We start from the raw sequence: 13,975 nt of genomic DNA on the forward strand, positions 1-13,975 counted from the left end.
CGAAAAAGCACCATTCTCGGCTCCGTCTGGCCTGAATCTCGATTGGTCCTGAGCGCGTGTTGCTCTAGACACGCGGGCATGGCGCGCCTTGTAGTCAACAATCAGCCGGTCGAATTCCGGCTCGATGCGGATACCCCGTTGCTCTGGGCGTTGCGCGATGCGGCGAACCTGACGGGTACGAAGTATGGCTGCGGCACGGGCGAATGCGGCGCCTGCATGGTGATTGTCGACGGGCAGGCGATGCCCGCCTGCACGCTTTCGCTGGGCGAGGCCGAAGGGCGCAGCGTCACCACGATCGAGGGCCTGTCGGGCGATCGCAACCATCCGGTGCAACAGGCTTTCGTCGCCGAACAGGCGATTCAGTGCGGGTTTTGCACCCCCGGCCTGATCATGGCCGCCGCCGCCTTGCTCGCGCGCAATGTCAATCCGACCGAGGCCGACATTACCGGCGCGATCACCAATATCTGCCGCTGCGGCGTGCAACCCCGGCTGGTGCGCACGATCCAGCGCGCCGGGCGCATCCTGCGCGGCGAGGAAAAGGGCGTGCGCGTCCCCGTTCCGGCCACGGCAACCACTCCCGGACTTTGAAGGAATCACCCATGAAGGCCACGATCTGGCACAATCCCAAGTGCGGCACATCGCGCAACACGCTCGCCATCCTCACCGAGGCCGGAGCGGACGTGATCGTGATCGAATATCTGACCACCCCGCCCAGCGCCGCGAAGCTGGCGCAGCTTTACCGCGATGCCGGGATCACCCCGCAACAGGGCCTGCGCCTGCGCGGCACCGATGCCGAAGAGCGCGGGCTGCCCCAGGCCGATGATACGACCGTGCTGGCCGCCATGGCCGCCGAGCCAAAGCTGATCGAACGCCCGCTGGTCGAAACCGACAAGGGCGTGCGCTTGTGCCGACCCAAGGAAAAGGTGTTGGAGATTCTCTGAGAGGTCAGAACGGCAGGAAGCGGCCGGCGCCGATCAGCGCGGCGGCGCAGCCGATCACCACGGCAAAGCGCAGCGCTTCTTCGAACAGGGCCGGGGAAAGGCGCAGGGCATGAACCATGCGCCTTTTCTACACGGCAAGCGGTTAAAAACCCGTAAACGCTGTTACGCCAGCAACCATTCATGCAGCGACTGAAGGCAGGCGCGGGCAAGCAGGGCCGAGCGTTCCGGGCTCCAGCCTTGCGCCGGGCAGGGCAAATCGTCGTTGTCCTTGAACGGCATTTCCAGTGTCATCGCTACCGCGCCATAGCGCTCGGCGACCTGATTGGTCGACATCGTCAGATTGGCAGTGCCGGCGCGCGCTTCGGGATAGCCGCGCCGGGTCTGGAAATCGGGAGTGCGGCGTTCGAGAATCGCGCGATAGCGGCGATAGCCCGCGCCTTGCTCTTCGCGCCACGACGGGATGCCTTCGAACCCGGCGATGAAGACATGGGGGATCGCCTCGTCGCCGTGGACGTCGATCGCAAAGTGAACCCCGGTCTCATCCATCGCGTTGCGGATCGCCAGCACTTCGGGCGAGCGTTCCGGGCTGGGGGCATGCCATTCGCGGTTGAGATTGATCCCGGCGGCATTGGTGCGCAAATGCCCGCGCACCGATCCGTCGGGATTGGCATTGGGCACCAGATGAAACGTGCAAGCCCGGCGCAGCGCGCGGCCATGCGGATCGGCAGGGTCGGTCAGCAGCGCGAGCGCGCCCTCCATCCACCATTCCGCCATCGATTCGCCCGGATGCTGGCGCGCATAGAGCCAGACCTGCCGCGTGCCTTCGCCCAATGTCAGGCAATCGATCGGGCGGCCATCGAGGCTGTTGCCGAGCACGCGATGCGCAACCCCCGGCGCGGCGGCGCTGCGTGCGATGAGATCCTGATGCCGTTCCCATGAATAGGGCGCGAAATAGGCAAACCAGACCAGATCGCCCGCCGGGCAGTGGCGGATGGTCAAAGTGCCGCCGTCCAGCGCGGGATCGTAATGCGTTTCGGCGCGGCCCCAGAACCGGCGGTCTTCGCTGAACGCCGCGCGATAGCCGCGCCACCCGTCGGGATAGGCCGCCGCAGCCAGCCCGGTCAGCCGCAATTCCAGCATACGCCCCGCCGCACCCGCGACGCGGAAATGAAACCACTGGAAAAACGGCGAATGCGCATCGTGACGGATCGCCAGCGTGGCGCTCGTGCCCGCGATGGACAGGACTTCGATATTGCCGCTGTCAAAGGCGGCATCGATCAGGATCGGGGTTTCGCTCATTTGACGGTGCTCATTTGACGGTGATAGTCTCGCCCGACTTGCCGGGAAAGCCTGTGAACACCGCCTGTGCGAGGCGCGGCGCGGCGATGTCGATTCCGCCGCGCTTGCCATGGGCGTTTTCGGTGTTGTCGGCGCGGCCTTCCCACAAGGGGCGGCCGCTGGCGCGCTCGCGGACGGTGACGACGAGGTGTGTCGTCACGAGGTCTTTGGGCCCGCCGCCCAGCGTAAAGCCGACACCCATGCCGAATCCGGAGTGATAGGTGCCGCTTTCGCCCGCCATGCCGACCGAAACCGGGGGATGCGCGCGGTCGATATGCCGCGTCTGGCGCTCGACGTGGACTTCGACGACGAAGTCGGGATTGGTGTCGGCGCTTGGCGTAAAGCCGAGGCCGGCAAGGCTGTGCGCCACCGCGTCGAGCCAGGGCCGCTGTTCGAGCGAGGTCGGATCGATGCCCGGTGTGGTGGTTACGGCATACGTGCCATGCGTCGGCGCGGCATCGGCGGCGATGAAGCGGGTGACGCTGACCGGATCGGCAAGGGCCGGGGTGCCGACGAGTGCGGCGGCAACGAGCAAGAGGGCGAATCGTGACATGCGCGGCACTATGGCGAACGCCGCGCGCGGCGCAATCCGCTCCGTCGGTTTACTCCCCGGCGCCGTTGGGCGGTGTCAGCGGGTTTGCGCCGGGCACGGGCTGCACGATCTTGCCCTGGGGGAACCGGGCAAACAACGCCCCGGCCAGGCGTCCGGCCATACGTGTGTCATCATCGCCGCCATCGGTCACGCGGGCCTGCCCCTGGGCATGGCCTTCCCACAGCACGCGGCGCGTCGCCTTGTCGCGTATGCGCACGTCGAGCCGGGTGGCGGTGATCGCCTTGCGCGGCTTTGACAGATCGACGGCGAGCGCCATGCCATAAGATGTGCCCCGGTTGCTCACGCCGACGCTCACTTCGCCGCTGACCGGCTTGTGCGGCGCTTCTTCGGGCACGACGATGTCCCTGCTGATCGCCACTTCGACCAGTTGCCCGGGATCGCTGACATGGGCGACGTCATAGCCTTTGCCCGCCAGTTGATCGATCACGGCGGCTTCATAGACCGGCAGTTTCTCGTCCGGCCCGGCAGGGGGCTGGTTGGCATCATCGTCGTCTGCCATGGCGTTGGCGGGCGGCGGTGCATCGGTCACCACGATCCGCCCTTTGCCCAGCAGGTCGGCGGCATCGGCGGCGCGAAAAGTTTCGACATCGATCTTTTTCGACGGTTCTGCATTGCCCTGCGTGGCGACGCGATCGCCCCCTTCCTGCCAGGGCCCGCCGCGATGGCCGCCCCAGCCGCCGGGAAACGGCTGCGCCTGCACGGGCCCGATCAGTGTCAGCGCGGCGACGAAAGGAATTAACAGGCGGGAATGGCGCATGATCGGTGTCATCCTGAAGGGGCAGGCGGCATCTTAAGCCCGGACCTTGTCACACTACAACGGATGCTTAGGGGGATTCCTTCTATGGTAACGCCTGCTAGTGGTCCGATTCTGACATTTGCGACCGTGCTATCCGGATGGCGGGAAGCAAATGTCAAAAACAATCCACTAGGCCAAAATGCACAGGCAACAGGGGTGATTCGCGCAGCATGAGCAAGGTTCCCGTTCTCGTTACCGGTGGCGCCGGCTATATCGGCAGCCACGCGGTTCTTGCGCTCAAGGATGCCGGTTGGCCGGTCGCGGTGATCGACAGTCTGGTTACCGGGTTTCGCTTTGCCGTGCCCGACGATGTGCCGTTCTACGAAGGCGACATTGCCGATGAGGCGCTGCTGGCAAGGATATTTGCCGAACAGGGCACGCGCGCGATCATGCATTTTGCCGGTTCGATCATCGTCCCCGAATCGGTCGAAAATCCGCTGAAATACTATCATAACAACACCGCCAAGAGCCGGTCGCTGATCGCGGCGGCGGTTGCGGCGGGCGTGCCGCATTTCATTTTCAGCTCGACGGCCGCGACCTATGGCAATCCCGAGGTTTCGCCGGTCAGCGAGGATAGCGCCAAACTGCCGATCAATCCTTATGGCATGTCGAAGCTGATGACCGAGATCATGCTGGCCGACACGGCCATGGCGCATCCGATCAATTACGGCGCGCTGCGCTATTTCAACGTTGCCGGGGCCGATCCGCAGGCGCGCACCGGGCAATCGACCGCCGGGGCGACGCATCTGATCAAGGTCGCGGTCGAGGCGGCGCTGGGCAAGCGCGATCATGTCGCGGTGTTCGGCACCGATTTCGACACGCCCGACGGGACGGGGGTGCGCGACTATATTCATGTCAGCGATCTGGCCGCCGCGCATGTCCTTGCGCTCGAAGCGCTGATTGCCGATCCGGCGCGCTCGCTGACGATGAATTGCGGCTATGGCCGGGGTTTCTCGGTGCTCGAAGTGCTCGATGCGGTCGATCGCGTGACCAACCGCACGATCGTTCGCCAGATGGGGCCGCGCCGCGCAGGCGATCCTGCCTCGCTGATTTCCGACAACCGGCGAATCAAGGCGACGCTGCCGTGGGTGCCGCGCCATGCCGATCTCGACACGATTGTCGCCCATGCGCTCGCCTGGGAACGGCGGCTGACCGAGATCCGCTCCGAAGCTTGACTTTCGCCGGTGCCGCATCTAGGCGCCGCTCTTCCGTTTTCGAGCCCGGTCGCATCGGGCAAAGGGATTCGTCATGAAGATTCGCAACAGCCTGAAGTCGCTCAAGGACCGCCACCGCGACAACCGCGTGATCCGTCGCCGCGGCCGGACCTATGTGATCAACAAGACCCAGCGTCGCTTCAAGGCGCGCCAGGGCTGATCCTTCGGGGTCTGATCCGATACGCGCCGTTTTCGGCGCGTAATCCCGTCACGGGATCCTGATACCCCCGCCCCAAAGGCGGGGGTTTTGGTCGTTTTTGGGAGCGCGATGATGGCCCGTGTCGATGTCGTGGTCTGGGACATTGGCCGCGTGCTGGTGCAGTGGGATTTCCCGCGGATCTGGCAGGACGTCATCCCCGACGACGCAGAGCGTGCCGCGTTTACCTCGACCGTGGTCAGCGAAGCATGGCATGCCCGCCATGACGCCGGCGAATCGATGGATGCGCTGATCGCCGAGCGAATCGCGCGCTATCCCGAACATCGCGCCTTGATCGAACGCTACAAGACGCACTGGCTCCTGTCGGTGCCGGGGCCGATCGAGGGGACGCATCCGCTGATCGAACGGCTGGCGCAGCGCAAGGTGCCGCAGTTTTCGATCACCAATTTCGGCGCGGATGCCTTTGCCCTATTCCGCCCGACGTTCCCGATTCTCGATCACATGATCGACATCGTGGTCTCGGGCGAAGAACATCTCGCCAAGCCCGATGCCGCGATCTTTGACCTTGCCGCACAGCGATTCGGCCACGATCCGGCGCGCATGCTGTTCATCGACGACAACGCTGCCAATATCGCGGCGGCGCAAGGCCTTGGCTGGCAGGCGCACCATTTCACCGGCGATGCATCGGCGCTTGAGATCGATTTCGTCGCGCGCGGACTGCTCTGACGCTCACTGCCAAAACAGCAAAGACCCGCTCATCCAGAGCCTGTCGAAGGATGCGCGATGCTCCTTGGTCTTGGCGAATATCAAGGATGAAGTTGCGCGCAAGGGCTGATGTCGCGCGCACCCTGCGACGGGTTCAGGGTGAGCGGGTGTTGCGCGGGGGCGGTCAACCCAACCCGATCAGCGAAATTTCGCGCCCGTATCCCGGCTCGCCACGGTGCGTGGCGCGGCGGAAGGAAAAGAAGCGGTCGGCTTGGGCATAGGTGTCCTCGCCGAGCATCGCGACCGTGCCGACGCCCGCCGCGCGCAGGCGTTCGGCGACATAGCCTTCGAGATCGAACCAGGCATGGCCCGCGCGCCCGGCGCGAAAGAAGCGGGCATTGGCGGGATCGGCTTCGACGAAGCGGCGTTCGAAGCCATCGTCGACTTCATAGCTTTTCTGCGCAATGCACGGGCCGACCACGGCGGCAATGCGGTCGCGGCACGCACCGAGCGCTTCCATCGCGGCGAGCGTCGCATCGGTTACCCCGGTCAACGCGCCTTTCCACCCGGCATGTGCCGCGCCGATCACCCCGGCATGGGGATCATGAAACAGCACCGGCGCGCAATCGGCCGTCAGAATGCCGAGCAGCACGCCGGGCCTGTCGGTCACCAGCGCGTCGGCCTGCGGCCGGGCGTCATCGGTCCAGGGCTCGGTTACGGTCACCACGGCGGGCGAATGGATCTGCCAGGCGCACGTCAGCCGCGCGCCGGGCAGGACCGCCGCCGTGGCGCGGGCGCGGTTTTCCGCCGTGGCAGCGGGATCGTCCTCGCTGCCCCAGCCGACATTGAGCCCGGCATGCAGCCCCGTGCTGACCCCGCCGCGCCGACCCAGAAAGCCGTGCGCGGCGCCCGCCAGCGCCGGATGCGTGAGCACTTCGACCGGTTCGCGCATCAGCCCAGGCTCTTCGACACTTGTTCGCGCACGTCGCGCGACAGGGCGGTCTGCGCGGCGATGCGTTCGAGTTCGCCCCGCATCAGCGCGGCGCGCGCCGGTTCGATCTTGCGCCAGCGCCCCAGCGGCGGGACAAAGCGCGCCGCGACATTGCCGTTGATCGGATCGAGCGCGAGGATCAGGTCGGCGATCATGCGATAGCCTTCGCCGCCTGTATCGTGGAACGCGGCGGTATTGGCGGCAAAGGCCATGTAAAGCGCGCGCACGCGGTTGGGGTTGGTCAGGGTAAAGTCGGCATGACGCGCCAGAGCCTTGACGTGCGCGATCGCGTTCGGGTGAAGCGATCCCGCCTGCAACGAGAACCACTTGTCGATGACCAGCGCATTGTCGGCAAAGCGCTGGTGGAAATCGGCCAGCGCGGCCTCGCGTTCCGGTCCTTCGAGCCCGCACAGCACCATCAGCGCGCCCTGCCGGTCGGTCATGTTGTCGGCACCGGCATATTGCGCGGCGGCGCGGCGGATCGTTTCGGCAGGGTCTGCCGGGGCGAGATAGACGAGCGCCTGCGTCTTGAGCTTGCGCGCGCCGCGTGCGGCGGCATCGAGGCTATAGGGCACCGCGCACGTGCGATCGTGCAATGTGCGCCAGGCGTCGGCCAATGTCGCGCCGAGCCAGGCTTTGAGCGCTTCACGCTCGGCGCGCACGCGACCGGGATCGACCGGGCTCAATTGCTCGGCCAGATAGGCCTCGCCCGGCAGGATGATCAATTCGCCGCGCATCAGGTCGTCCAGCGCGGGATCGGCGAGAACCTTGGCAAAGGCTTCGCCGATCGCCGCACGTCCGGCAGCGCGCTGCGCCTCGCTCAGGCGATCGGTGACAGCGGCGACAAGGTGCTGCACGACCAGCTGCTGCATCGCTTCATAGCGGGCAAAGGGATCGTCATCGTTGGCGGCAAGGAACACCAGATCGGCATCGGGCGCCGGGTTGCCGATTGCGACCGGCGCCGAAAAGCCCCGGTTGATCGACAGCACCGGCGCCGTGGCATGGCCGGTGAATGTAAAGCTCTGTTCCGCTTGCGTCAGCACGACCAGGTGTTCGCCCTGATGGCGCCCGGTCGCACGGTCGAACAGCGCGGTGCGCAACGGGATCACCATCGGCTGTTTTTCGCTCTGGCCGGGGGTGGGCGGCACGGTCTGCTTCAGTGTCAGCGTAACGGTATCGCCGTGATGCGCGATGGCGACATCGACGCGCGGCGTGCCGGCCTGTTCGTACCAGCGGCGGAACTGGGTCAGGTCGATCTGCGCGCCATCCTCGATTGCGCGCACGAAATCCTCGCACGTCGCCGCCTCGCCGTCGTGGCGCTCGAAATAGAGATCGGTGCCGCGCCGGAACCGTTCGGGCCCGGCCAGCACGGTCATCATGCGGATCACTTCGGCGCCCTTGTTATAGACCGTCGCAGTGTAGAAGTTGCTGATTTCCTGATAGGAATCGGGGCGGATCGGGTGCGCCAGCGGCCCCGAATCCTCGGGAAACTGCGCCGCGCGCAAAACGCGCACGTCTTCGATGCGTTTGACCGGGGCCGATCCGCGATCGGCGCTGAACTGCTGATCGCGCAGGACGGTAAAGCCTTCCTTGAGCGAAAGCTGAAACCAGTCGCGGCAGGTCACCCGGTTGCCCGACCAGTTATGAAAATACTCGTGTGCCACCACGCCTTCGATCGCGTCGTAGTCGCCGTCGTTGGCGGTTTCGGGATCGGCCAGGATATAGCGGGTGTTAAAGACGTTGAGCCCCTTGTTCTCCATCGCCCCGGTGTTGAAATCGGATACGGCGACGATGTTGAACAAGTCGAGATCGTATTCGCGGCCATAGACGCGTTCGTCCCACGCCATCGAGGCGATCAGGCTGCGCATGGCATGATCGGTGCGCGTTTCGTCGCCGGGGCGGACATAGATGGCCAGATCGACATGGCGGCCCGACCGGGTGACAAAGCTGTCGCGCTGCGCGACGAGATCGCCCGCGACCAGCGCAAACAGGTACGAAGGCTTGGGCCAGGGATCGTTCCATTCGGCCCAATGCGTCCCGTCGCCGCCTTCGCCCGTGGCGACCGGATTGCCGTTGGACAAGAGCACGGGAAACTGCGCCTTGTCCCCGCTCATCCGCACATGATAGCGGCTGAGCACGTCAGGCCGGTCGGGGAAGAAGGTGATGCGGCGAAAACCTTCGGCCTCGCATTGCGTGCACAGCAGCCCGCCCGAGGCATAGAGCCCCGAAAGCTGCGTGTTGGCGACGGGATTGATCACTGTTTCGATCGTCACTTCGTGTGCATCGCCGGGCAGCGTGATGACGAGATCCTTGCCGTCCATTTCCCAGGCGTTGTGCGCATGGCCATCGACGAGCAGCGTGGCGACCGCGATGCCGTCGCCGTTGAGCCGCAGCGGCGCGCCGTCGGCCGCGCGCGTTACCGACAGCGTCGAACGCACCCGCGCCGCATCGAGCGACAGTGCGAAATCGAGCGCGATCTGCGGAACCAGCCAGTCGGGCGGGCTGTAATCGAGGCGGTTGATCACTTCCGGCTGGGCAGTGGCGGTGGCGGGGGCAGTGGCGGGGGCGGCGGCGGGGGTTCTGGACATATCGTTCATGGGGGCAATGTAGGGGCTCTGTCGGCATGGGCCAATGGCAAATGCCTTTCGGCTTGACTTGCAGCGCACTGCCGCCGCACCCATGCCCCGGAACGACAAACCGGGGGTGGGGATGACCAGCGTGCGCAAGATTGGGTCTGCGATGGCGATGTCGGGCGCTTTTTTGCCTTCGCTCGCCCGCGCGGCGACGTTCGATGTCGATCATGCGACCGCGCTCTATCTCGCGGCGCTCGGCCCGGCGGCGCGGGCCCGCTCGGATGCCTATTTTGACGGCCATGTGTGGCTCAATGCCGTGTCCGCGCTGATGACCGTGCTGGTATCCTGGCTGATCCTGCGCAGCGGGGTGCTGGTGCGCCTGCGCGATGCGATGCGGCGGCGCGGCTGGCGCCCGTGGGTGGTCATGCTGGCGGTGGCGGTGGTGTTCCTTGCCTGCCTGATGGTGCTCGAACTGCCCTGGTCGATCATCATCGATTTTTTCCGCGAACGGCGCTTTGGGCTCATGAATCAGTCGTTTGGCGGCTGGCTGGGGGATCAGGCGATTGCCGCGCTGCTGACGCTGATTGTCGGTGGTGCGGGGCTGACCGTGATCAACGCGGTGATGCGCGCCTTTCCGCGTCGCTGGTGGCTGGTCGGGGCCGGGGTGGTCGGTGCGATGGTTGCGGTGATCAGCCTGCTCACGCCGGTGTTCGTCATGCCGCTGTTCAACACCTATTCGGAGTTGCCCGCCGGCCCCTTGCGGACCCGCATCGTGGCCATGGCGGGGGCCAACCATATCCCGGCGGACCATATCCAGGTGTTCGACGCCTCGCGCCAGAGCGACCGGATTTCGGCCAATGTCTCCGGAATCGGGCCGACCGTGCGGATCAGCCTGACCGACAATCTGGTCAAACGGACAAGCGTGGCCGAGGCCGCCGCCGTGGTCGGGCACGAAATGGGCCATTATGTGCTGCACCATGTGTGGCGCGCGATCGTGGCCATGACGATTCTGACCGGGCTGGAACTGTGGTTGCTGGCCCGGCTGGGCCCGGCGGCGATTGTGCTGGGCGGGCGACGCCATGGCTTGCGCGGGCTGGACGATCCGGCGGCGCTGCCGGTGTTGATCGGGGGCCTGTCGCTGCTTTCGCTGCTGTTCCTGCCGTTGTCCAATACCGTCACGCGCGTCGCGGAAAGCCAGGCCGACAGCTTTGGCCTCGAAACCGCGCGCGAGCCCGATGGCTTTGCCCTGGCCGCGATGAAGCTGTCGACTTATCGCAAGATCGCGCCGCCGCCGCTCGAAGAAGCGCTGTTTTACGATCATCCTTCGGGGCAGACACGGGTCCATAAGGCGATGCAGTGGAAAAAGGACCATGTCCCCGGTGCGACCGAAGTCGTGCCGCCGCCGCTGCCCGATCCCATCGGGCACTAGCCGCGTGAATCTGTTCGTTTTCGGTCTGGGTTATAGCGCGGGGGTGCTGGCGCGGCGGCTGGCGGCGCTGGGCTGGCAGGTCGCGGGCACCGGGCGCGGCGGGACGATCGCGTTTGACGATCGGGCGGCGGTCGGGGCTGCGCTGGGCGCGGCGACGCATGTCCTGTCGAGCGTGCCGCCGGGGCGCGACGGGTGCGATCCGGTACTGGACCACTATGGCGAAGCCTTGCGCGCGGCGCGGGCGGGCTGGATCGGCTATCTCTCGTCGACCGGGGTCTATGGCGATTGCGGCGGCGCCTGGGTCGATGAAAGCGCCGCGATCGGGCTTGGCCGACGTAGCGCGCGCAGCGAGGCTGATCGCGGCTGGCAGGCGCTCGACAGCCGGGTGCGGGTGTTTCGCCTGCCGGGGATCTATGGCCCGGGGCGCAGCGCGTTTGACCGGCTGCGCGACGGCACCGCGCGGCGGCTGATCGCGCCGGGGCAAGTGTTCAGCCGTGTGCATGTCGATGACATTGCCGGGGGCGTGATGGCCGGGATGGCGGGGCCGCCGGGGGTCTACAATCTGGCCGATGACGAACCTTGCGACCAGAATGCGGTGATCGAAGCGGCGGCCCGGCTGATGGGCATCGAACCGCCGCCGCTCGTGCCGCTCGATGAAGCGGGGCTGTCGCCGATGGCGCGTGCGTTTTATACCGAAAATCGCCGCATCGCCAATGGCAAGGCGCGGCGCATTCTCGGCTGGCGCCCTGCTTTTCCGACCTACCGCGAAGGCTTGCGCGATCTCAGCGCGACGACCAGCCCGATCAGCGCCAGCCCGGCACCGCCCAGATTGAGCCCGGTCCAGCGATAGCCTTCGAACGCGGTCGACAACAGCATCGCGACGACCGGCACGACCACGCCGTTATAGGCCGCGCGCCCCGGCCCCATTTCGCGCAAGAGCAAGTTGTAGAGCGGAAACGTCAGCACCGACCCGATCAGCGCAAGATAGGCGACGCTGCCCATATAGACGGGCGACCAGTCGAACACCGGCGGCCCCGACAGCACCCAGGCGACGCCGAAATCGACCACGGCCCCGATCAGAAACGCCCAGGCGAGCAGCATTGCCGCCGGCACGCGCCGCACGACTTGCGCCGCCTGCAACACGTTGCCCGTCGACGCGCACAGCAGCGCCAGCCCGGTCATCGCCGCGCCCAGCGGCACATCGCTGCCGACAGGCGCGGTGCGATATTCGGCGATCATCAACAGCACGATCCCGCTCAGCGCGATGGCCGATCCGAGCGCAAAGCCGCGCGTGACCGGGGTGCCGAGAAAGATCCGCGAAAACACCGCATTGGGCAGCAGCAGAAGCGCAAAAACCACCGCCACAAGCCCCGAGGTCAGATGGCTTTCGGCGCGATAGACGAACTGGAAATTGGCGCAAAACAGGCTTACCCCGATCAGCCCGGCGTGGATCAGCACCGGGCGTTCGGGGACCAGCGCGCCCAGGCGAATGTCGCCGCGCACCAGCCCCAGCGCAAACATGCCCAGCGCGGCCCCGGCAAAGCGCCAGGTCACCGACCAACTGGGCGGAACGGGGCCGATCTGCCCCTTGATAACCAGCCAGGTCGATCCCCAGACCAGCGCGGTCACCACAAAGGCGGCGATCACGCGCGGATCGCTGCTCCGATTATGTGTGCTCACAGCGCGGCGATGGCGCGCGCCAGCGCGGCGACATGCGCGGGATTGCTGTTCCACGCCGTCACCAGTCGCGCCGCGCCCGGGGCGCCTGCGGGCGCGGTCCAGTCGTAGAAATCGAACCCGGCCTTGCGCAGCGCCGCCGCTTCTGCCGGGGACAGCACCAGAAACACTTCGTTGGCATCGACCGGCTGGAGCAATCGGTCGCCCGCGCCGGCGGCAATTTCGGCGGCGGCGGCATTGGCGGCGCGCGCGTTTTCCAGCCACAGGCCGTCTTCGATCAGGGCAAGGATCTGCGCGGCAAGATAGCGCCCTTTTGATTGCAGGTGCCCGGCGCGCTTGCGGGCGTGAAGCACGGTTTCGGCAAGGTCGTCGGCAAAGAACACGATCGCCTCCGCGCTCATCCCCCCGTTCTTGACGCAGCCAAAGCTCAGGGCGTCGACTCCGGCCTCGACGGTCATGGCCGCGGGATGGCAGTCCAGCGCGGCGACGGCATTGGCAAAGCGTGCGCCGTCCATGTGCAGCCACAGATTGCGTTCACGCGCCAGCGCGCCGATCGCGGCGACTTCGCCGGGGGTGTAGACCCGGCCATATTCGGTGGCCTGGGTGATCGAGATCGCGTGCGGCTGAACCCGATGCACATCCTTGCGAATCGGCGCGAGGGCGGCGGTGATCGTTGCGGGCGTGAGCTTGGCGCCATCGCCTTCGGCGAGGATCAGCTTGGCGCCATGGGTATAGAACCCCGGCGCGCCGCCTTCGTCGGTTTCGATATGCGCCTCGCGATGGCAGAGGACGGCGCCATAGGGCGGCACCATCGCCGACAGCGCGAGGCAATTGGCGGCCGTTCCGGTCGCGACCCACAGCGCGGCGACGGGCCGGGCGAACAGATCGCCAAACGCCGCATCGAGCCGTTGCGACAGCGCATCGCCGTCATACCCGGCATCGGGCGCATCGGCGGCCTGCATCGCGGCCCAGACGCGGGGGTGGACAGAGGCGGCGTTGTCGGAGAAGAACTTCATGGGGGCATCGAATGGGGCGCCCCGATGCGCTGGTCAAGCTGCGCCGGTCGAGCCGAGGAGAGGGAATCATGTCCGACATGGCCATTACGCATCACGCGACCGCGCAGGGCGGCGAATTCGTCGCGACTGTGCCCGGCGAAGCGGCGACCGGGCAACTGACCTATAGCATGCGCGGATCGGTCATGGTGGCGGACCACACGCTGGTCCCTGCGGCGATCGGCGGACGCGGCGTTGCCGGGCGGCTGGTCGACGCGCTGATCGCCCATGCCCGCGACAAGGGCCTGACGATCGAACCGCAATGCAGCTACGTCGCCGCCGCGTTCAAGCGCCACCCCGAATGGGCGGACTTGCTGGCCTGATTCGCATGAGTGCCATGCGGTTCCAAATAGCCAATTAAATCTTTTAGTCTTGCCGGAGTTTGGAGCGGCATTTTTTGCCGCGTCCAACGATCCTGTGAGAACAACTTGCAGGGTATCCTGTGTGGTAACTGTGGATAACCTGTCAATAGATGCGACAAACCGCTGG

At 66.2% G+C, this 13,975-nt stretch carries 15 protein-coding genes; 8 read left to right on the plus strand and 7 right to left on the minus strand.

Annotation, left to right across the window (positions count from 1 at the left end):
• Positions 1-78 precede the first annotated feature (78 nt).
• Positions 79-588 carry a (2Fe-2S)-binding protein gene (locus tag AQZ50_RS11335; RefSeq protein WP_067746554.1) on the plus strand — a complete coding sequence of 170 codons (510 nt, stop codon included), beginning with the start codon at positions 79-81 and terminating at the stop codon, positions 586-588.
• A gap of 11 nt (positions 589-599) precedes the next feature.
• Entirely contained in the window at positions 600-941 is a 342-nt protein-coding gene (gene arsC, locus AQZ50_RS11340) for an arsenate reductase (glutaredoxin) (protein ID WP_067746555.1), read from the plus strand.
• Between the two features lie 162 nt (positions 942-1,103).
• On the opposite strand, the gene AQZ50_RS11345 is transcribed toward arsC, so the two are convergent.
• The 3 genes from AQZ50_RS11345 to AQZ50_RS11355 are packed head-to-tail and all read right to left on the minus strand — an operon-like array spanning position 1,104 to position 3,649.
• Positions 1,104-2,240: a M14 family metallopeptidase gene (locus AQZ50_RS11345; RefSeq protein WP_067746556.1), complete on the minus strand. Its 1,137-nt coding sequence runs from the start codon at positions 2,238-2,240 to the stop codon at positions 1,104-1,106.
• A gap of 10 nt (positions 2,241-2,250) precedes the next feature.
• On the minus strand, positions 2,251-2,832 hold the full coding sequence (locus AQZ50_RS11350) for a DUF4136 domain-containing protein (protein ID WP_067746557.1): 582 nt from the start codon (positions 2,830-2,832) through the stop codon (positions 2,251-2,253).
• 49 nt (positions 2,833-2,881) lie between these two features.
• Positions 2,882-3,649, minus strand: coding sequence for a DUF4136 domain-containing protein (locus tag AQZ50_RS11355; protein ID WP_231730234.1), 768 nt, complete (start codon positions 3,647-3,649; stop codon positions 2,882-2,884).
• A gap of 209 nt (positions 3,650-3,858) precedes the next feature.
• Here AQZ50_RS11355 and galE point away from each other — a divergent pair, with 209 nt between their 5' ends.
• The 3 genes from galE (at position 3,859) to AQZ50_RS11370 (ending at position 5,785) form a co-directional block, all read left to right on the plus strand.
• A complete protein-coding gene (galE, locus tag AQZ50_RS11360) occupies positions 3,859-4,863 on the plus strand; it encodes a UDP-glucose 4-epimerase GalE (protein WP_067746558.1) in 1,005 nt (334 codons plus the stop codon).
• Between the two features lie 73 nt (positions 4,864-4,936).
• Positions 4,937-5,062, plus strand: coding sequence for a type B 50S ribosomal protein L36 (gene ykgO, locus AQZ50_RS11365; protein ID WP_008069451.1), 126 nt, complete (start codon positions 4,937-4,939; stop codon positions 5,060-5,062).
• A gap of 111 nt (positions 5,063-5,173) precedes the next feature.
• On the plus strand, positions 5,174-5,785 hold the full coding sequence (locus AQZ50_RS11370) for an HAD-IA family hydrolase (RefSeq protein ID WP_304437927.1): 612 nt from the start codon (positions 5,174-5,176) through the stop codon (positions 5,783-5,785).
• Positions 5,786-5,948: 163 nt separating this feature from the next.
• Here AQZ50_RS11370 and pgeF read toward each other — a convergent pair whose 3' ends face one another.
• Positions 5,949-6,716 carry a peptidoglycan editing factor PgeF gene (gene pgeF, locus AQZ50_RS11375; protein ID WP_067746560.1) on the minus strand — a complete coding sequence of 256 codons (768 nt, stop codon included), beginning with the start codon at positions 6,714-6,716 and terminating at the stop codon, positions 5,949-5,951.
• Positions 6,716-9,352 carry an aminopeptidase N gene (gene pepN / locus AQZ50_RS11380; RefSeq protein ID WP_082703594.1) on the minus strand — a complete coding sequence of 879 codons (2,637 nt, stop codon included), beginning with the start codon at positions 9,350-9,352 and terminating at the stop codon, positions 6,716-6,718. Before pepN ends, pgeF begins: the two co-directional genes overlap by 1 nt.
• 34 nt (positions 9,353-9,386) lie before the next feature.
• Here pepN and AQZ50_RS11385 point away from each other — a divergent pair, with 34 nt between their 5' ends.
• Both AQZ50_RS11385 and AQZ50_RS11390 read left to right on the plus strand, forming a co-directional pair.
• Entirely contained in the window at positions 9,387-10,757 is a 1,371-nt protein-coding gene (locus AQZ50_RS11385) for a M48 family metallopeptidase (protein WP_231730235.1), read from the plus strand.
• Between the two features lie 10 nt (positions 10,758-10,767).
• Positions 10,768-11,607 carry a Rossmann-fold NAD(P)-binding domain-containing protein gene (locus AQZ50_RS11390; protein WP_369801413.1) on the plus strand — a complete coding sequence of 280 codons (840 nt, stop codon included), beginning with the start codon at positions 10,768-10,770 and terminating at the stop codon, positions 11,605-11,607.
• Here the strand turns inward: AQZ50_RS11390 and AQZ50_RS11395 are convergent.
• Together AQZ50_RS11395 and AQZ50_RS11400 are read right to left on the minus strand one after the other, a co-directional pair.
• Positions 11,517-12,437, minus strand: a complete 921-nt coding sequence (locus AQZ50_RS11395) for a DMT family transporter (RefSeq protein ID WP_067746562.1) — start codon at positions 12,435-12,437, stop codon at positions 11,517-11,519. The genes AQZ50_RS11390 and AQZ50_RS11395 overlap by 91 nt on opposite strands.
• Complete coding sequence (locus AQZ50_RS11400; protein WP_067746563.1) at positions 12,434-13,450, minus strand: threonine aldolase family protein; 1,017 nt, start codon at positions 13,448-13,450, stop codon at positions 12,434-12,436. The genes AQZ50_RS11395 and AQZ50_RS11400 overlap by 4 nt, the downstream gene beginning before the upstream one ends.
• An 11-nt stretch (positions 13,451-13,461) precedes the next feature.
• Here AQZ50_RS11400 and AQZ50_RS11405 point away from each other — a divergent pair, with 11 nt between their 5' ends.
• On the plus strand, positions 13,462-13,809 hold the full coding sequence (locus tag AQZ50_RS11405; protein WP_369801411.1) for a GNAT family N-acetyltransferase: 348 nt from the start codon (positions 13,462-13,464) through the stop codon (positions 13,807-13,809).
• The last annotated feature ends 166 nt before the right edge of the window (positions 13,810-13,975 follow it).

This window comes from Novosphingobium sp. Fuku2-ISO-50, assembly GCF_001519055.1.
Taxonomy (GTDB): domain Bacteria; phylum Pseudomonadota; class Alphaproteobacteria; order Sphingomonadales; family Sphingomonadaceae; genus Novosphingobium.